Annotated in this window: 17 protein-coding genes; 5 read left to right on the top strand and 12 right to left on the bottom strand. The window is 41.0% G+C overall.

Features of this window, described 5'->3' with window-relative positions; translation table 11 throughout:
- Positions 1–123 precede the first annotated feature (123 nt).
- Together PYW33_RS07010 and PYW33_RS07005 are read left to right on the top strand one after the other, a co-directional pair.
- Positions 124–1,299, top strand: coding sequence for an MFS transporter (locus PYW33_RS07010; RefSeq protein ID WP_004647069.1), 1,176 nt, complete (start codon positions 124–126; stop codon positions 1,297–1,299).
- A 76-nt stretch (positions 1,300–1,375) separates the two neighbouring features.
- Positions 1,376–2,140 carry an IS5 family transposase gene (locus tag PYW33_RS07005; protein ID WP_004645258.1) on the top strand — a complete coding sequence of 255 codons (765 nt, stop codon included), beginning with the start codon at positions 1,376–1,378 and terminating at the stop codon, positions 2,138–2,140.
- A gap of 93 nt (positions 2,141–2,233) precedes the next feature.
- Here the strand turns inward: PYW33_RS07005 and PYW33_RS07000 are convergent, their stop codons facing one another.
- The 5 genes from PYW33_RS07000 to PYW33_RS06980 all read right to left on the bottom strand — a co-directional run bounded on the left by PYW33_RS07000 (position 2,234) and on the right by PYW33_RS06980 (position 8,213).
- A complete protein-coding gene (locus PYW33_RS07000; RefSeq protein WP_004647070.1) occupies positions 2,234–3,430 on the bottom strand; it encodes a PilT/PilU family type 4a pilus ATPase in 1,197 nt (398 codons plus the stop codon).
- A 590-nt stretch (positions 3,431–4,020) separates the two neighbouring features.
- Complete coding sequence (locus PYW33_RS06995; protein ID WP_004647072.1) at positions 4,021–4,614, bottom strand: FG-GAP repeat domain-containing protein; 594 nt, start codon at positions 4,612–4,614, stop codon at positions 4,021–4,023.
- A 176-nt stretch (positions 4,615–4,790) separates the two neighbouring features.
- Entirely contained in the window at positions 4,791–5,840 is a 1,050-nt protein-coding gene (locus PYW33_RS06990) for a 3-deoxy-7-phosphoheptulonate synthase (protein WP_004647073.1), read from the bottom strand.
- A gap of 521 nt (positions 5,841–6,361) precedes the next feature.
- Positions 6,362–6,892 (bottom strand): hypothetical protein, encoded by a 531-nt coding sequence (locus PYW33_RS06985; protein WP_004280428.1) that lies wholly within the window; start codon positions 6,890–6,892, stop codon positions 6,362–6,364.
- Between the two features lie 208 nt (positions 6,893–7,100).
- The gene (locus tag PYW33_RS06980; RefSeq protein ID WP_004280430.1) at positions 7,101–8,213 is read right to left on the bottom strand and encodes an S-(hydroxymethyl)glutathione dehydrogenase/class III alcohol dehydrogenase; all 1,113 of its coding nucleotides are present in this window, start codon (positions 8,211–8,213) and stop codon (positions 7,101–7,103) included.
- 121 nt (positions 8,214–8,334) lie between these two features.
- On the opposite strand from PYW33_RS06980, the gene PYW33_RS06975 reads away from it, so the two are divergent.
- The 3 genes from PYW33_RS06975 (at position 8,335) to PYW33_RS06965 (ending at position 11,138) form a co-directional block, all read left to right on the top strand.
- Complete coding sequence (locus tag PYW33_RS06975) at positions 8,335–9,891, top strand: phospholipase D family protein (protein WP_004647074.1); 1,557 nt, start codon at positions 8,335–8,337, stop codon at positions 9,889–9,891.
- Positions 9,892–10,058: 167 nt separating this feature from the next.
- Positions 10,059–10,496 carry a hypothetical protein gene (locus tag PYW33_RS06970; RefSeq protein WP_004647076.1) on the top strand — a complete coding sequence of 146 codons (438 nt, stop codon included), beginning with the start codon at positions 10,059–10,061 and terminating at the stop codon, positions 10,494–10,496.
- Between the two features lie 159 nt (positions 10,497–10,655).
- Positions 10,656–11,138 (top strand): hypothetical protein, encoded by a 483-nt coding sequence (locus PYW33_RS06965; protein ID WP_004647077.1) that lies wholly within the window; start codon positions 10,656–10,658, stop codon positions 11,136–11,138.
- Positions 11,139–11,226: 88 nt separating this feature from the next.
- Here PYW33_RS06965 and PYW33_RS06960 read toward each other — a convergent pair whose 3' ends face one another.
- The 7 genes from PYW33_RS06960 to PYW33_RS06930 form a co-directional block, all read right to left on the bottom strand.
- Positions 11,227–11,811 (bottom strand): uracil-DNA glycosylase family protein, encoded by a 585-nt coding sequence (locus PYW33_RS06960; RefSeq protein WP_004647078.1) that lies wholly within the window; start codon positions 11,809–11,811, stop codon positions 11,227–11,229.
- A gap of 32 nt (positions 11,812–11,843) precedes the next feature.
- Positions 11,844–12,554, bottom strand: a complete 711-nt coding sequence (locus PYW33_RS06955) for an SGNH/GDSL hydrolase family protein (protein WP_004647079.1) — start codon at positions 12,552–12,554, stop codon at positions 11,844–11,846.
- 221 nt (positions 12,555–12,775) lie between these two features.
- Entirely contained in the window at positions 12,776–13,834 is a 1,059-nt protein-coding gene (locus PYW33_RS06950; RefSeq protein ID WP_004647080.1) for a fatty acid desaturase, read from the bottom strand.
- Between the two features lie 409 nt (positions 13,835–14,243).
- Positions 14,244–14,987: an SDR family oxidoreductase gene (locus tag PYW33_RS06945; RefSeq protein ID WP_004647081.1), complete on the bottom strand. Its 744-nt coding sequence runs from the start codon at positions 14,985–14,987 to the stop codon at positions 14,244–14,246.
- A gap of 52 nt (positions 14,988–15,039) precedes the next feature.
- The gene (locus PYW33_RS06940; protein ID WP_004647082.1) at positions 15,040–15,738 is read right to left on the bottom strand and encodes a histidine phosphatase family protein; all 699 of its coding nucleotides are present in this window, start codon (positions 15,736–15,738) and stop codon (positions 15,040–15,042) included.
- Positions 15,735–16,856, bottom strand: coding sequence for a phosphotransferase family protein (locus tag PYW33_RS06935; RefSeq protein WP_004647083.1), 1,122 nt, complete (start codon positions 16,854–16,856; stop codon positions 15,735–15,737). The genes PYW33_RS06940 and PYW33_RS06935 overlap by 4 nt, the downstream gene beginning before the upstream one ends.
- Before the next feature lie 51 nt (positions 16,857–16,907).
- Complete coding sequence (locus tag PYW33_RS06930; RefSeq protein ID WP_004647085.1) at positions 16,908–18,149, bottom strand: acyl-CoA dehydrogenase family protein; 1,242 nt, start codon at positions 18,147–18,149, stop codon at positions 16,908–16,910.
- Positions 18,150–18,191: the final 42 nt, after the last annotated feature.

Here is an 18,191-nt window from a genome sequence, read left to right as displayed (position 1 = left end):
CACTTATTTTCCCTAAAGTCTTGCTCATATCTGCTTCGCTCCTGAATAGGTCGCGCTTATTTATAACAATAATTTCCCCCATGCTGAGCCCAGCGTCTCACAGCATATCATTTTAGGAAAATCATGAATGCCATTGCAGCGCCACTATGGACCAAGTCATTTATCCTTTGTCTGGCCAACAACCTGTTTTTATTTATTTTCTATTTTGCGCAAACCACAATTTTGCCGATTTATATCTTAAAAGAATTAGGCGGCAACCTGACCCAGGCGGGGCTGGCCATGACTTTGTTTATGGTCTCTGCCATTGCAGTGCGACCTTTTAGCGGTTTAATTATCGAAAAATTTGGGGTACGTAGAACCCTGATTATTTCAGAAGTGTTTTTTAGCCTGTTTTCACTTACTTATCTGCTGGCAGATCAGCTCACGATTCTGTTTATCATCCGTTTCTTCCAGGGCATCTGGTTCAGTATATTGACTACAGTTTGCGTGCCTGTGGTGAACCAATTTATTCCGGAGCAGCGTAAAGGCGAAGGCATGGGCTATTTTGTCATGTCGGTAAATCTGGGGATTGTCTTGGGTCCTTTAATTGGTCTGAGCCTGATGGAATACTGGTCTTATTTTCAGGTCAGTACGCTATTGATCGCCTTAGTTTTTATCGGATTTGCCTTCTGTTTTTTGATTCCGGTCAAAGAACCTGAAAAAATCATCAAAAATACCAATAAGAAAACCTCGCTTGAGCTGACAGATTTTGTGGAAAAGAAAGTGCTGCCTGTCGCAGTATTGGCCATGCTGATTTCTTTTTCTTATGCGAGCATCATGTCTTTTATCGCACCCTTCGCAGCCAGCAAGGATTTAATGGCCTATGCAGGTTTATTCTTTGTGGTTTTTGCGATTTCCATGATGAGCTTACGGCCGATCACCGGAAAGATTTATGATCGTAAAGGCCCGCAATATGTGATTTATCCGGCATTGCTGGCTTTTAGTTCGGGTTTATTTTTACTGAGCCAGATTCAGAGCTTATGGGGATTTATGCTGGCTGCAGTCATGGTTGGTGTGGGCTTTGGTAGTGTGCAGCCGTGTATTCAAACTTTGGCGATTCAATGTGCGCCCAAGCATCGAATTGGCTATGCAACTTCAACTTTTTATACGTTTTATGACCTGGGTATTGCCATCGGTTCACTACTGATTGGTGCCATCATTGCAGCTTACAGTTATCAGTTTGCTTTTATGCTATGCGGTATTTTAACCTTAAGCAGTATTATTTATTTTAAGCTGGTGGTGCAACGTAAAACCGTCTAGGGTCTGTTGACATTTACTGTTCAAAAAAATAGCGAGAAAGTAAAATTTAATCGCCAAACTAAATTTACTTCTCGCTATGCCTCGTACAATGCTGAATGATCAACACTGGTCTAAGTTACTTTCTATTTTCCGAAATTTTGATATCTATTTCAAATCTAATTTGAGAAATTTTGTCGAAGCAATACTTTATAGAATAAGAACAGGCTGCCCATGGCGTGATTTGCCTAAAGAATTTGGTTCGTATAACTCAATCTTTAAAAAATATAATCGTTGGTGTAAAAATGATAAGTTAATGAAAATATTTAAATTAATTTCTTCAAGTGCTGATATGGAATGGGTTTTTATTGATGGTAGTCATGTTCGGGCACACCAACATTCTGCTGGAATAAAAGATCAGGATATTTCTAAAAGCATTGGTGGAAATAGTTCTAAAATACACTTAGCTGTTGATGCGGATGGCAATCCAATCGAAATTATTATCTCCGATGGAACGATACATGATGTCAAGATTGCTCCCAAAATGATTGAAAAACTTGATTTGAGTGAAACGGAAGTATGTTGTGCAGACAAAGGATATGACTCTGAATCATTAAGAGAACAAATATCTGCGAAAAAAACTAAAGCGAATATTCCAAGAAAATCAAATACTCAGTCAAATAATGATCATATGGATTGGTATTTATATAAAATCAGACACTTAGTTGAGAATGCATTTTGTAGGTTAAAGCAGTTCAGAGGAATAGCAACACGATATGATAAGCTAAAGTGTAGCTATGAGGGGGCAGTTGCATTAGCTTGTATATTTATTTGGCTACCTTTATCGGGTAAATTCTATACTTGAAATGTCAACAGACCCTAGTTTTATGGATTGAATAATAAATAAGATAAATAAAAACAGGCAGAAAATTCTGCCTGTGATTTTTTGAGCAAATATTTATTCTGACACCGAAGTATTCTCTGCTTGTTTCTCTTCCGCTTTTGGCTCTTGCATCATGGTGAATTGGGTTGCCTCTGTGGCTACGGTAGTGTCCTGTCGGTTACTTTTCAGCTTGATTTGTAAGCGCAGTTCATTGGTCGAATCGGCATTGCGCAAGGCTTCTTCATAAGAAATTTCACCCTGGTTATACAGGTCAAATAAGGCCTGGTCAAAGGTCTGCATGCCCAGTTCACGCGATTTCGCCATAATCGCTTTCAATTCGTGGAATTCACCTTTCAAAATCAGGTCAGACATCAGTGGCGTATTTAACATGATTTCAATCGCTGCACGACGGCCTTTACCATCTTGAGTACGAATCAGACGCTGTGAAATGATCGCCTTCATATTGGATGACAAATCCATTAATAGCTGGTTCCGGCGTTCTTCCGGGAAGAAATTGATAATCCGGTCCAAAGTCTGGTTGGCATTGTTCGAGTGCAGCGTTCCCAGACACAGATGTCCAGTTTCAGCAAAAGCAATCGCGTGTTCCATGGTTTCAGTATCGCGAATTTCGCCGATCAGAATCACATCTGGTGCCTGACGCAAGGTATTTTTCAGCGCATTATGCCAGGAATGGCAGTCCACTCCGACTTCACGATGAGTAATCATGGATTTTTTATGCTTGTGCACATATTCAACCGGGTCTTCTACGGTAATGATATGCCCGGCCGAATTTTCATTACGGTAGTCAATCATCGCCGCGAGTGAAGTTGATTTACCTGAACCCGTTCCACCGACCACCAGCACCAGTCCGCGTTTTTCCATAATCACATGTTTCAGCGATTCCGGTAATTTCAGTTTCTGGAAGTTTGGAATTTCTGCAGTAATGGTACGAATTACCATGCCGACATTGAGTTGTTGCTGGAACACATTGACCCGGAAACGGGAAACACCTGGCACGGTGATGGCAAAATTGCACTCGAGTTCAGTTTCAAATTCTTTACGCTGTTTATCATTCATCAAGCTGTAGGCAAACAGCTTGGTTTTTTCAGCCGTGAGTTCCTGCTGTCCAAAAGGTTTCATTAAGCCCTGATGTTTAATACTAGGTGGAAAATCAGCCGTAATAAATAAATCTGAACCGCCATATTCCACCACCTTAGTCAGCATGTGATGCATGAATTTTTTTGCTTCGTCCAACAATTCTGCCGTGAACATCTTTTCCCCCGGAAATGCACAACGGCACAAATCTCAATCTTAGATTTATGTCAAAATATTTTGATTTCATTGTGCAGCGTTTTTTTTAAAGCCTCAAACATATTTGATTTATAAAGAAAATATTTTAAATTTTTTATGTGATTTACTTCAATAAAAATGAAATTAACCTGCAATATATACGCTTTTTTAAAGCAACTCTGCTCAAAAAGAAGATTGTCATTTAAATGGTAAAATTCTATCAGACGAATCATAATTTGTCCTTTACGACATATAGAGTGTTATTTTTTTCCTTATGATTACCAACTCCTCTATTTTTTATGTACCAATTTCGGTTCTACCACATGCACTAATGAATTATGAAAAATAGAACAATGTTTATGAAAATTGAACAGAATCAATCGTGGAACTTTGTTCAAATAATAGGTGTGGAACTTCATAAATTATTAAAAAAGCTAAATTCAGCTGAGTTAGGCTTTCCAATACGGTATAACCTAATAATTTATATGAAATAAAAAACTGAGTTTCGCATAAGGTGTATTATGTTAATTTTAGAAAAACTTTAATATATATTTAATTTATATATCCTCAACTTAACTAAAATTCTCTTTTTCAAACGCTTCTAATCTTGATGTCATTTCTTCTTCTGTATACAGCTCTAAACGTGATATTTCTTTAATTTTTTTATCTACAAATTTGAAAATCACTCTATCTCTAAAACCTAAGACATAGGGTTTATCTGCCTTAATAGAATTATCATTTGTTATAATTTCTAGCATCCCATCATTATCTATATCAGTGAATATGTATCCAGCAGTCGTGCTAACAACTACTGTATCCATTAATTGAAGTGTGGGTTCATCTGGATCTTTTATATAATTATATATTTCTAATTTACAGCTATATGGTCCTGCACCTGATTGTATGAAAATTTCATCCTCTCCATCATTATCTATATCAAACTTAGATAAAACATAGGGTTCATTAACTCTATTCTGAAAGTCATATAGCTCTATTACTTTATTTTCATTTGGTGAGCTAAGAATAGCTAAAATCTCTATAGGCTGAGAAGCTAGTTTGTTAAGAATACTAGAAAATTTTTCATCGCTTTTTTTACCTGAAAGATAAGCATAACCAATTGATACTACACCTATAATCCAACCTGTTACCGTTAAAAAATCATTCATAAATTCATCTTATAGAAATAGTAGAGATGGCTATTCATATTATAAAATCGTTCTAATCATTATTTTTATTTTCAAATGCTCTGATTAGCTACTTTAAGCATTTAAGTAAATGCCGCTGATCAGCCTCATCGGATTCTGTCTTTCCCCAATCAATTGAGGAAAGACATCATTCAGTTTTAAGCACTACGCTTCAAACCTTCAAGTCGTAGTGAGTCAGTCATATTTAACAACATCTGTTCGGTTTTAGCCCAGCCCAGACATCCATCAGTTACAGACTGACCATAAGTCATTTGCTCAGAAATTTTCTGGTTGCCGTCAACAAGATGACTTTCTAGCATTACGCCACGAACATTGGTCTGTAAGCGTTCTGCCACGATCTGCTCCAATACTTCAGGCTGCAGCATCGGATTTTTTGAGCTATTGCCATGACTACAGTCAATCACCAATGCCGGTAAGTCGATCTGATGTTTGGCCCGGATTTTCTCAATTTCTGACAATTGGTAATTTGGTCCGCTATTCGAGCCACGTAAAATCAAATGTGCTTTCGGATTACCTTGCGAGTGTAAAATGCATGGCAAACCGGATTGGCTCATTCCCAGGAATTGATGCGGATGAGAGGCAGACTGAATGGCATCCAGAGCAATTTGAATCGAACCGTCAGTACCATTTTTGAAACCAATGCTATATGGCATATGGCTGGAAATTTCGCGATGAATTTGCGATTCGCTGGTACGTGCGCCAATCGCACCCCAAGCTAGTAAGTCATCGAAATAAGCAGTTGCCATTGGGCTAAGAATTTCCGAAGCGATTGGCAGGCCCATTTCAATAATTTTTAGGTATAAGTCACGGGATTTTTCCAAGCCCAATTGCATATTGGATGAACCATCCAGATTTGGATCGTAAAGGAAACCTTTCCAACCCACCGTAGTCCGTGGTTTTTCAATATAAGCACGCATCACCAGGAAAATCTGATCAGATAGCTGTGACTGAAGTTGTTTTAATTTTTCTGCATAGTCTAGCGCGGAAGCTTCATCATGAATGGAACATGGGCCTGTGACCACCATTAAACGATGATCCTTGCCTTCTAATATATTTTGAATAGTTTGACGGTGTTCAGCGACTTGGCTGGCTAATTGCGGAGACAGTGGCAATTGCTGCTTAAGCTGCTGAGGTAAAATTAAAATGCTTTCAGCATGATGTTGTTGTGATGTATTTGGGGTATTCATGACTTTAATCCTGGGACTGGCAATCAGTCCAAACTTTTATTTGAGCGTTATGGGTCTAATCGAAGGTGTTGTGAGTGTCATTAGCTGACTAAAATAAGACCAATAAAAGTTGTTAAAGTATGAATAGTTAAAGTTTGTCATGGCTGTCTCCAAAATATTGTAAAAAATGAAAGGCATAAAAAAACCTGATCAGGGTTGCCGATCAGGTATAAACTGGTGGGCAACCTTTTCATTGCCCAAACGCATTCAGGCAATTAGCTAAACTGCCAGAAATAAAAATATGCGTTTGAAATGATAGGTTGCTTTAACATGTTATGTCTTTCATAAAATGTGATTCTGAAATTAAAATACGCGCTCTGTGATCATTTGACAAGCATTAAATATAAAAAAATATTTATTAACTTTTCTACTTTTATTTATTAATTCATCAAACCGTGAGATGTATCACTAAAATTGGTAAAACCCACAAACCTATTGCAGATTTTACCAAAGAAACTTCAGTTTAATCCAAAGATTAAAAATTAACGTGAAACACGATTCCAGGCATCACGCACTGCAAATTTAGCCTGTTCCCAGTTTAAACGTGATTCGCCTTTCATTTGTTCCCATTTCAGTCTCAAATCAGGTTCTACATCTTCAAAACGGGTATGAGCATCATAGCTGCCACGGTTTTCATAACCGACTCGATAGGCCGTATCATAATCACGGTCATAATCCAGATCGCTATAGGTGGTACGTGCATCTGAATAGTATGGCGTATTGATCGAATTATCACGCCAGTAAGCCTGTTCTTCTGTTGGATTTATAGCTTCACCAACACCTTTACCTGCCAGACCACCAACAACAGCACCAACTACACCACCGACAGCGACACCCACTGGACCGCCTGCAGCACCAATGGCTGCACCAGCTGCTGCGCCACCTGCAGCACCGACACCTGTACCCACAGGATGAGCACCAGGTTCACCAGTAATTGGATCAGCATTTAAATCATCGCGGACATCTTTAGGCGCATTCTTAATTACATCACGATCAAAATTATCATTCGACATAGAGCTTATCCTTATTCTTTAAAATGGTTTTATCACGTATTTTCATACGTCCTATTTAATATAAGCATCTGGCATGTAATGACATTAGCAGGCGTGTGTTGTTTCAGTGATTCTCTGTGAGGCTTTCATGCACTAATGTATCCTGAATCAAGTGAAAGCCGCATAAAAAAGACCGGATTGGTACCGGTCTTTTTTAGATTAAAACAGCTTAGTCAAAATGAATGACTGTACGGATCGACTTGCCTTCATGCATCAGGTCAAAAGCTTCATTGATCTGATCTAATGGCATGGTATGTGTCACAAAAGGCTCAAGTTGAATTTCACCTTTCATGGATTGCTCTACCATTCCCGGCAATTGTGAACGGCCTTTCACCCCACCAAACGCAGTACCCATCCATTTACGACCTGTGACTAACTGGAATGGACGGGTTGAAATTTCTTTACCTGCACCGGCTACTCCAATAATCACTGATTGACCCCAGCCACGGTGCGCACATTCTAATGCTGAACGCATTACATCTACATTACCGATACATTCGAATGAATGGTCTACACCCCAACCAGTCATTTCGACGATCACTTGCTGGATCGGCTGATCATAGTCTTTTGGATTCAGGAAATCTGTCGCACCAAACTGTTTCGCCAGTTCAAATTTATCCGGATTGGTATCAATCACAATGATACGGCCGGCTTTGGCCTGACGTGCGCCTTGCACTACAGCAAGACCGATACCACCTAAACCAAATACTGCAACACTGTCACCTTCCTGAACTTTAGCGGTGTTATGTACTGCACCAATACCGGTAGTCACACCACAGCCCAGCAGGCAAACATGCTCATGGTTGGCTTCAGGATTAATTTTTGCCAGAGAAACTTCAGCAACCACGGTATATTCTGAAAAAGTTGAACAACCCATATAGTGATAGATCGGCTCGCCATTATAAGAGAAACGGGTCGTACCATCTGGCATGACACCTTTACCTTGCGTCGCCCGTACAGCAACACACAGGTTGGTCTTGCCTGATTTACAGAACAAGCATTCGCCACACTCAGCAGTATAAAGCGGAATCACGTGATCGCCCGGTTTCAGGCTAGTGACTCCTTCACCTACTTCAACGACCACACCCGCACCTTCATGACCCAAAATTGCAGGGAATACACCTTCAGGATCTTCACCAGACAAGGTAAATGCATCTGTATGACACACACCTGTATGGCTAATTTTTACTAATACTTCACCTGCTTTTGGTGGAGCAACATCCACTTCTACAATTTCTAATGGCTGGCCTGGACCAAACGCAACTGCTGCACGTGATTTCATGTAAAACTGTCCTTTTTTTGCTGATTTACAGATGACTAACAGTAACCTCTTTCTATTCGGAGATTCAACTATTAACATCACCAGATAAGGAATAAAAGATCCTATAATTAATGGAACATCAATGACTAAACCTTCGCCCTTTGTATGTTTGAGCATTTTTACTTTTAGCATCATGCTTTCTGGCTGTGAACTGGCTCCCAACACTGCTGAAGAAGCGAAAATCACGCCGGTTCGACCTGCACATTGGATCGACAATCAACTTTCAAAACAGCAGATCAATAGTGGTAAAACGGCTTTCTTGCCGCTCTATGATGGCTTTATGAGTATGGCAGCGCGTCTGCACCTGATTAACAAGGCCAAATATCATCTGGACCTGCAATATTACATCTGGAAGGATGATTATATTGGCAATATGATCTTGTCTCAATTACTTAAAGCCGCTGATCGCGGTGTTAAAGTACGGATTCAGATTGACGATCAAAATGGCACCCAGCTTGATGACAAGCTTCTCGCTCTAAGCCAGCATCCAAATTTTGAAGTCCGGATTTTTAATCCCTATAAATTTCGTCATTTACGTGCGCTGGATTATGGTTTCCGGATGAAAAAGGTCAACCATCGCATGCACAATAAACTGATCATTGCGGATGGCACTGCAGCCGTGACCGGTGGCCGCAATATCAGCAGTGAATATTTTGATGCCAGTGAAGATTTTCAATTCACCGATGTGGATATATTCTTCGCGGGTCAAAGCGTAACAGATGCCAATCAGACCTTTATTAACTTCTGGAATGATGATCTGAGTTATGACGTTCGACAGGTGTTGAATGATGCCGGCCATCCTGAAATGCTTAAAAGGCTCAGAACTGAATTTGAACGTGAAGATGTTGATGAAACTGAACTCAAACGCCGGGTGGGTATTGCCGAGAAACAAGTCGAACAGCACTTAAAAAAACAACCCATTCACTGGGCGCCGGCTTATTTTGTTGCGGATAGTCCCGCAAAAGCTCGTCCTCATGCCAAAAATGGCGATTATATTTATACCCATATGCTCGAATTAATGGGTGAGCCGAAAAAACATCTGGAACTGGTGTCCTCGTACTTTATTCCCACGCAAAAAGGGGCTGACTATTTAACCCGTCGTGCGCAACAAGGCGTGAAAATCAGAATCCTGACCAACTCTTTTCAGGCCAATGATGTGGCTGCGGTGCATGCCTATTATCAGCAATATCGTCAGCAATTATTGAAAAGTGGCATCGAACTCTGGGAATTTAAACCCTACATTGTCCGTCCAGAACGGACCTGGTATGAAATTATGACCGGTGACATTATCCCGGCTAAAAACAAAAACAGCTCCAGTTTGCATGCCAAGTTTTTTGATCTGGATGGCATGGTTTTTGTCGGTTCATTTAATTTTGATCCGCGTTCAGCCTATCTGAATACCGAAGTCGGTCTGGTCATTGAGTCGGAAGATTTTCAGAAGGAAATTACCAGTGCGATGAATCAGTACTTACCACGCGTGGCTTATCAGCTCAAGCTGAATGAAAAAAATGAAATGATTTGGCTAGAACATCAAAAAGATGGCCGTAGCATTCAACATTCACATGATCCGGAAACTACAAAATTCCAGCGTTTTATGATGAATCTGGTGACGAAATTTCCCGGTGAATGGTTAATGTAATGACATTGGAGTGACCTTAAAATTACATGCTATGAAAAGCCCGTATTTCGAGAATAGCCGATTAACCTAACTTAGTCCGATCATCTTTTAAAAGGTTTTACAGTCGATTGCGCTTACTTTAGAATTACACTTTTCTCGTATTTTGCGATTGTTCGCCCTCCACTCCCATGCAATTTTTTGATTTAAGCCGTCAGTTTAAGTTCAGTGATATTCTGACGCCTGTAAAAACTCTCCATGATTTATCCCAGCAAGAATGGTATTTGGCCAAAATTCGGGTGGAACATGACTGTCTGTCCGACTCCGATACGGTCGAGGGACAGGTAGTTTTGAAATCCAGTGAAAATATTCAACTTGAACTGGAATGGCTGATTCAGGATAGCGGTTATGAATTACAGGTTTTATTTAAAGGTGTAGAAACCGAAGCCACTGATGAGACCGGTATTATGTTGAAAGGTGCACAACTGGTCGATGAACTGCAGCAAGTACTCTCTGCCCAAGCGTTAAGCTTATGGATTGATGGCACTCTTTTGCCGATGTTGCCCGAGATCCGTCAGGAAATTAAAGCACGTTTAAACTTATGGGATTATGTCGAATACGATGGCTAATCGCCGAGTTTTGCATTTTTTAAAGAGCCTATGGGGCTCTTTTTTATAATCTGAATAACGATTTAGATTGATCAAACTGCCGTAGCTTCAGTTTTTTCAGGCAATGCCAAGCTGGGTAATTTGTTATAAAATTTATAAAAATAATAAGAGAATCAAGGCATGATTTCTGATAATGAATGGCAACAGATTCGCCAGGTGGTCGCTGATGCACAACGGGCCGCCATGCATTGCCCTATTGCAACGGTCAACTCTAAAGGCTTTCCTAGCATTACTCCGATCGGAACCGTATTCCTCAACAAAAAGACCAGCACGGGTTTCTTTTTTGATACTTATTCGACTACGTTCTGTGAAAATTTACAGTATCAGCCACTGGCCTGCATACAAGCCGTGAACAGTAGCAAACTGTTTTGGTTTCATGCACTGTTGAAAGGTAAATTTAAGCGTTATCCAGGAGTACGCTTATATGGAGAAATTGGTCCTTTACGTCCGGCCTCGCCTGAGGAAATACAGCAGGTGGAGTCGCGTATTCGAGCTTTAAAATGGACCAAAGGTAGCCAGTTAATCTGGTCAAGCTTTCATCATGTCCGGGAGATTAAGATCAGTAGCTATCGCTGGGTCGAATATCCAAATATGAATAAATAAAGCCACCAACTTACAAATAGTAAGTTTATTTCTTATCTGCAGCCCAGAAACTTCTTTAACTATTTTCACCTGATTATTGGATTAAATATTAAATCAGACCCACATGTTCAAACATTGTCCGGTAACTTTCGGCTTTTTTCTCCAGAGAAACCGGATATGCTCGAGAAGATGAAGGCATGCGATATAAATACAGATCACGTCCGACAAAATGGGCCTGACTTGGCTGACCAATACTCGGCTTTAAAGTCCCTTCAGGCATGGACAGCATCATGGTGTCTGTGGCCTTGTCGCCTGTGGTCATAATATGATTGCACTGCGGCATTTGGCTGAGCAGTTGCTCAATATTGGTAGGTACTACTATTTCCAAAAACTTGTCTGAAGCATTGCCCTTTAAACGCCGGATCTGATAGCCACTATCAAAAATCGCAATCCCCGTTTCTGTTAAAAAATCCCGGATTAATTGTTCCTGAAATTTTTTATTAGGTAAGTCCAAAAAGTAATCTTTATTTTCAAAGAAAATCAGTCCAAAAATCCGCCACATATCATTCTGGTAGTTTGGATAATAAAAGTTCATTTTCCAGCGTGTGGCAGGTGGCGGGAAACTACCCAACATCAGCAATTTGGCATTGGGTGGTAAAAATGGCGGTAGCGGATGGGTTTCAATATCAGACATAGAATTAACTAAATTGAGAGATTCCAACTATTTTAGAAGGTCTTCCGAATCTTGCCAGCTACTTCTTGTCCCCAAAGTGTATAAACTTCCTTACTCGGATGAAAACCATCTGCAGCCATTTGTAAATTCATGGCACGATACTTCTCAATATCGTATTCAATCCATTGCATATTCACTTGCTGATTCACAAAATTTTCCAGTTGCTGGTTCATCTGTTTAGCATACTGGCCAAATAGCCAAGCCAAAGGATTTGGTAACGCCGGAAACATATTCATTGGCGGCACACCGGCAGCAATGATCAGTCTCGGACCAAATTTTTTCTGGATTTTGCTATAAAGCTGTTCCTGCTTCTGAATCCAGACCTCGGCAGGCATCAGTTTGGTCACATCATTGACGCCAACCGACGTGACGATTACATCATATTGCTGGACTTCAATCTGGTCCAAAGCATGAATTACTTTTGAGCTGGTATCACCGGTTTTGGCCTGTAATTTCCAGTCAATTTCAAAGTCATTTTTCAGTTCATGCAGAATTGCACCCAGTAATGCATCATCCTGATGTTCTACTCCTACCCCTGCCGCCGCGGAATCCCCTAAAATCAGCAGAGACAGTTTGTTGCCGGTTCCGGTTTGACCTTCACGTGCACCTTCAGGTTCCGGCAGTCTTAGGGTATTTTTCTTGACACGATTACCCTGAATGACAAGTGCAGGAATCAAGGCAATGGTGGCGGCTTTCAGCAACATAGCGGGCTAATTTATATAGGGATATACTTAATTTTACCTGAGTTTATTCTTTTGAACTATTTCCTCAACAGTCATTTTAAATGAATGTTCACCTAAATTTAACTAAGATAGGATTCTTGCAAAATATAGGCTTAGATAGCTTTTTGACATTGAATAAATCACCAAGGATAAATATAAAAAAAATCCCGCTTAAAAACGGGATTTTTTATGGAAATCAAAGATTAAATTTTATAGTCATTCCAGCGATTCATACGCTTAAAGGTTCCTACATCATTAAAACGCACGCCCACTTCCTTCATCACTTTATGCGCCGTTTTGGACGTCAGTTGACGGATATAAAATGGCTCTTTGACCACAAAATGATGAATCGCATGGGTCGAACCAAAATTACAGCAGAATAACTGGAACGGGACCATCCACCATGGATTGAGCACTTGGGTTTGTTTGATCACATCACGTGGATCAATATCGCCATAATAATGCATATTTGAACTGACAAACTGCAAGCTAAAAGAACGGATAAAGTTCGGAATCACCCAGATGACTGCCAGCAGATTTACGATCGGCATGGCGTCGACAATACCTTGCGACCAGAGCATCTCATAACCGAACAGTGGTGCAACCGCATTTAAACCATGAAAGACCACAAACAGATAGCACAATCCATAGTAAATAATGCTGAGAGGTAAAAAGCCGAATAACTGAGAAATCATGGCAATTTTACGTTCTTTTTCAGGCTGTTTTTCCAGAAAGAGATGAATCATTTTAAACATCTGAAATGGACGCAAATACACTGACATTAACTGGTCACTAATCACCAGAATTCGGCGAATGCCCCAAGGCATACCATTACTGATGCCACGTTCTTCCAGGTCATGTTCAGTGCCTGAATATTTATGATGATGCAAATGTAAACGACGACGTGCCCACGGACTAATGGTGTTTGGACGTGCCAACCAGACCAGTGCCAGCATCAAATGATGTGCCCAAGGTGTTTTTTTGAAATACATATAATGAATCAGGTCATGTTCCAATTCATGGGTCAATGATGCAAAAATCGCAATCAAGGGAATGGTAAACCATACTGAGAGATAACCTGTTCCATATGCTACCGCGCATGCAATCATGCCTGCCCAGGCGAAGCCTAAAATACTCGCACCGATAAAGTTCTGATGTTTGAGTATGGGATAACGAGCACGCACCTCTTCCCCGGCCTGGGTAACGATACTTCTGACCTTGGAGATTCGCTGCTGGTCAGTCATATCCGCAGATGTAGACATATGGACAACCTTTAATTTCTGGACGGTTGTACATTAAAGGAAATTCTAAAAAAGAGAAGTTATCTTTCTATTTTTAGAGTGAGTATGTCTAAGTTTTGGACAGTTTGGAAAAGTTCTTAAAATTGGCGAAAATTAGGAAAAGTTAAAGAAGTTCTTGCTCAGGAAATGAAAAATTAAAAGTAATTGATTTAATTGCAAATTCATCCATAAGATAAAAACATAATTTTTGATAATTTAAAAAATTATATTAATAATCAATATATTAGAATTTATAAGATTTCGCTTTTCTGTAAATTCAAGCTATACATTTTTTTAGAAAAAAATCCTGATTCAGAAATTTTTCTCATTTTGTCATAAAAATAAAAAGAGAAGCGCCATAGCTTCTCTTTTTATAGATCTAAGAGCGCTTTTAACCTAACTTGTTCACCAGTTTAAGTGGTAATACTTTCATAGCCAGCCCTAATGGCAACCAAGGCCATTTTGGTACATAGGCTTTCACTGGCGCTTTTTCAATTTCTGCTGCCAATAAACGCGAACCAGTTTTTTCATCTACTTCAAAAGGTAGCTTTTTTGCACCTTCATTGATTTCAGTCCGAATATACCCTGGGAAAATGGTAGTCACTTTTATTGGCGTATCGATCAGTTCAGCTCGGATGCCTTCAGCCAAGTGAGCGACCCCTGCCTTACTTGCGCCATAAGCAGTCAAGTGTTTTGGCATACCACGCATTGCACTCATGGATGAGATCATGACCAGATGACCAGAGTTTTGGACGCGGAAAATCTCCACTGCAGCTTCACATTGTGCCAATGCCGAAATAAAGTTGGTTTCTACTGTGGCTTTATTGATAGCGAAATTACCTTTACCGATGCGGCGACCTTCACCTACACCTGCATTCACGATAATCCGGTCAATGGTGCCGAAGTCTGCTTTAAACGCGCGGAAAACCTCAAAAACCTGATCGTAATCGGTGACATCTAAAGTTTTAGCAATGACTTTGATGCCATATTGGCTTTCCAGTTCCTGCTTTAAGGTTTCCAGACGCTCCAGGCGACGTGCACAAATCGCCAGGTTATAGCCTTTTTTTGCAAATTCACGTGCCATACCGGCGCCGATCCCTGAACTTGCACCGGTAATTAAAATTGTTTTAGCCATGTATTTACCCTATTCCTTTATTTTTGTAGCGTATTAGGTTTTCAATCTCATTTTAAATCCAGGTCAATAAGTCTGGACGCTGTGCTTTAATAAAATGATGTTCATTTAAACTGAGTAGCTGAGGCTCATTACCCACCAGACGTAGTGTCGTGATACTGGTATTGGTAATCGCCCAGTTCAGGGCAAAGGTTTTCTCCGGGCTCAGCCCTAGAATTTTACCCACTGCAACAGAAATCACACCACCTGAGGTATAGACCACTGCATAGCGCGGACGGCTTTTGGACAACTGGTCACACAGATTTTCTAAGCCGCTTTCCACGCGTGCTTTGAAACTTGGCCAAGATTCATCATATTCATGGTGATAATCATCGCCAGTCCAGCGTGCAATTGCACCGCTAAAAATCTTGCTCAGATAATCCCGTGGATTTTCATGTTCCGATACATCCTGTTTCAGCAATTCAGGCTGATTAAAGCGCGGCTCATAACGGGCGAATACCTGGTGATGATTAAATTCATTCCAGGCACTATCGGTCAGAATCTCGCTTTCCGGAAAACATTCGTCCAGTGATAATTGTGCTGTCTGTTGATGGCGTTGCATGGAGCCAGCCACCACATAAGGCGCTTCTTTCAGGATTTCGTCAAAATAGCGCCCCAAAAGCTTTGCCTGTAACTCGCCGTTGGGCGAAAGTTGATCGTAACTTTCTGCGCCAAAAGAGGCCTGGCCATGCCGGATCAAGTAAATGGTAGTCATTTTGGCATTATCTCTTTAAATTTAAGCACATACTTTTGCGCAATCTCATTGGCTTCCAGTTTTTGCTTGCCAATCAGTTTTAAGGCACGAATATGCAAGGCATGAATCACCACCCAGAAATCTTTAAAGGCAGGATTATTAGTCTGTTTATGGTAATAACGATAATAGATCTGCTGGGCAATCACCGCGAGACGGAAAATCCCGAACACCTCATAAAACGCCCAGTTTTCCGGTTGCAGGCCGGTTTTTCCCAAGTAGTAATCCACCACTTCTTTACGGGTGAACATACCTTTTAGATTGGTCGGCTGACGACGTGTCGCTTTAAAGATAGCATTGTCTGTATCGTCCACCCAATAAGCCAAGGCAGAACCTAGGTCCATCAGCGGATCGCCAAGGGTGGCCATTTCCCAGTCCAGTACACCAATCACTTCCGTTGGATTTTCCGGATTTAAGATGACATTATCAAAACGCCAGTCATTATGAATGACACAGGTTTTAGAATCTGAAGGAATATTATCCTTAAGCCAGTTGCGTACATATTTAAACGATGGAACATTCAGCGTTTTGGCCTTTTCATAACGAGCATCCCAGCCTTCTACCTGACGGCGACAATAGCCTTCACCCTTGCCTAATTTTTCCAATTCAGTACCAACATAAGGAACCTGATGCAGTTCGATCAGTTTATCAATCACATTGATACATAAAATCCGGATATCGGATTCAGTAAGCTGCAGCTCAGGTGGCATTTTGGCGCGAGGGATAATTCCTTCCAGACGTTTCATGACATAGAAATCACAGCCAATCACTGATTCATCCTGACAAAGCGCCACCATTTCAGGCACCACCGGATAATGTTCAGACAAGGCTTTTTGTACATGATATTCACGTGCCATATCATGGGCTGATTTGGCTTTGGTACCTTGCGGCGGACGACGTAAAATTAGATCGGCATTGGTATACTGTAAACGGTAGGTCCAGTTTGAAGCTCCGCCTGAATATTGGGTCACTTGCACAGGGCCTTCAACATTCACATTTTGCTGAATTAGCCAATTGGTGATGGCTTGTACATCCAGTTCTTCACCTGCACGAACTGCTCCACCTACATCAATAACCGCCATAATTTTTCCTTAAAATTTTTTAATACGTTGCAATCTTCTATTTAAGCCAGTTTATTTTTTGTGGCGTGTACTGTAGCCACGTTTTGCCAGTTCCAGTTTGGCAATCATGCCCTTATGCACTTCATCCGGGCCATCAGCCAAACGTAAGGCACGTGCCTGGGCAAAGAATCCGGTCAGTGGCGTATCACGAGAGACACCGGCACCGCCGTGGATCTGGATTGCCATATCGACAACTTTTTCCAGCACACTTGGCGCAACGACTTTAATTGCAGAAATTTCAGTCAGTGCCGCCATATTCCCTAAAGTATCCATTTTATAGGCGGCATACAAGGTCAAAAGGCGTGCCTGATCAATTGCAACCCGGGCTTCCGCGACACGTTCCAGATTGCCGCCAAGTTTTAAAATCTCTTTGCCAAATGCTGTCCGGCTCATGCCTCGGTCAATCATCAACTCTAAGGATTTTTCCGCAGCCCCGATACAGCGCATGCAATGATGAATACGGCCTGGTCCTAAACGACCTTGGGCAATTTCAAAGCCCTGACCGGCGCCACCAATAAAATTCGCTACCGGAACGCGGACATTTTCAAAGCTAACTTCACCATGGCCATGTGGTGCATCGTAGTCACCAAATACAGGTAGCATGCGTTCGATTTTAACGCCGGCAGTATCCACAGGAACTAAAACCATCGAATGCTGATGATGACGGTCTTTTGTTTCATCTGGAGTATGCGCCATAAAAATAATGATTTTGGCATTTGGATCGCCTAGACCTGATGACCACCATTTACGGCCATTGAGAACAATCTCATCACCTTCCACCATCGCCGTTGCCTGCATATTGGTCGCATCACTGGATGCGACTGCAGGTTCAGTCATACAAAAGACCGAACGGATTTTTCCTTCTAAAAGTGGCATCAGCCATTGCTGTTTCTGTTCTTCAGAACCATAACGCCACAATACTTCCATATTGCCGCTATCTGGCGCATTACAGTTAAATACCACTGGTGCAATCAGGCTACGACCGGAAAGTTCGGCAATATGCGCATATTCCTGAACTGATAAACCCTGGCCAAGCTCAGGACAAGGGAGAAACATATTCCAAAGGCCAACTGCCTTGGCTTTGGCTTTTAAGCTTTCCAGTTCTGCTGGCCATTGCCATTTGGTCCAGTCACTGCCTTGATTCAACTCGTGAACCTGCTGCCAGAAATCAGCTTCAACTGGTTCAATTTCATCAGCAATAAATTTTTTGGTTCTATTTAAATAATCTTGTGCACGTGCTGAAAGCTCAAACATCTCTTTATCCCTCTAAATATTCTAATTCATACACTTTACAAC

This window comes from Acinetobacter lwoffii (genome assembly GCF_029024105.1).
Taxonomy (GTDB): Bacteria; Pseudomonadota; Gammaproteobacteria; order Pseudomonadales; family Moraxellaceae; genus Acinetobacter; species Acinetobacter lwoffii.
The sequence above is the reverse complement of the archived record's forward strand: the minus strand, read 5'-3'. Positions and strand labels throughout refer to the sequence as shown.

What these genes read in the sequence shown, in the direction of transcription:
- PYW33_RS06960 (WP_004647078.1), bottom strand. Translation starts at nt 11,811, where the DNA reads ATGTCTGATATTGAAACCCATCCGCTACCGCCATTTTTACCACCCAAT.
- PYW33_RS07000 (WP_004647070.1), bottom strand. Translation starts at nt 3,430, where the DNA reads ATGTTCACGGCAGAATTGTTGGACGAAGCAAAAAAATTCATGCATCAC.
- PYW33_RS06985 (WP_004280428.1), bottom strand. Translation starts at nt 6,892, where the DNA reads ATGTCGAATGATAATTTTGATCGTGATGTAATTAAGAATGCGCCTAAA.
- PYW33_RS06955 (WP_004647079.1), bottom strand. Translation starts at nt 12,554, where the DNA reads ATGTTGCTGAAAGCCGCCACCATTGCCTTGATTCCTGCACTTGTCATT.
- PYW33_RS06935 (WP_004647083.1), bottom strand. Translation starts at nt 16,856, where the DNA reads ATGGCGGTTATTGATGTAGGTGGAGCAGTTCGTGCAGGTGAAGAACTG.
- PYW33_RS07010 (WP_004647069.1), top strand. Translation starts at nt 124, where the DNA reads ATGAATGCCATTGCAGCGCCACTATGGACCAAGTCATTTATCCTTTGT.
- PYW33_RS06940 (WP_004647082.1), bottom strand. Translation starts at nt 15,738, where the DNA reads ATGACTACCATTTACTTGATCCGGCATGGCCAGGCCTCTTTTGGCGCA.
- PYW33_RS06965 (WP_004647077.1), top strand. Translation starts at nt 10,656, where the DNA reads ATGATTTCTGATAATGAATGGCAACAGATTCGCCAGGTGGTCGCTGAT.
- PYW33_RS06970 (WP_004647076.1), top strand. Translation starts at nt 10,059, where the DNA reads ATGCAATTTTTTGATTTAAGCCGTCAGTTTAAGTTCAGTGATATTCTG.
- PYW33_RS06975 (WP_004647074.1), top strand. Translation starts at nt 8,335, where the DNA reads ATGACTAAACCTTCGCCCTTTGTATGTTTGAGCATTTTTACTTTTAGC.
- PYW33_RS06990 (WP_004647073.1), bottom strand. Translation starts at nt 5,840, where the DNA reads ATGAATACCCCAAATACATCACAACAACATCATGCTGAAAGCATTTTA.
- PYW33_RS06980 (WP_004280430.1), bottom strand. Translation starts at nt 8,213, where the DNA reads ATGAAATCACGTGCAGCAGTTGCGTTTGGTCCAGGCCAGCCATTAGAA.
- PYW33_RS07005 (WP_004645258.1), top strand. Translation starts at nt 1,376, where the DNA reads ATGCCTCGTACAATGCTGAATGATCAACACTGGTCTAAGTTACTTTCT.
- PYW33_RS06930 (WP_004647085.1), bottom strand. Translation starts at nt 18,149, where the DNA reads ATGTTTGAGCTTTCAGCACGTGCACAAGATTATTTAAATAGAACCAAA.
- PYW33_RS06945 (WP_004647081.1), bottom strand. Translation starts at nt 14,987, where the DNA reads ATGGCTAAAACAATTTTAATTACCGGTGCAAGTTCAGGGATCGGCGCC.
- PYW33_RS06995 (WP_004647072.1), bottom strand. Translation starts at nt 4,614, where the DNA reads ATGAATGATTTTTTAACGGTAACAGGTTGGATTATAGGTGTAGTATCA.
- PYW33_RS06950 (WP_004647080.1), bottom strand. Translation starts at nt 13,834, where the DNA reads ATGTCTACATCTGCGGATATGACTGACCAGCAGCGAATCTCCAAGGTC.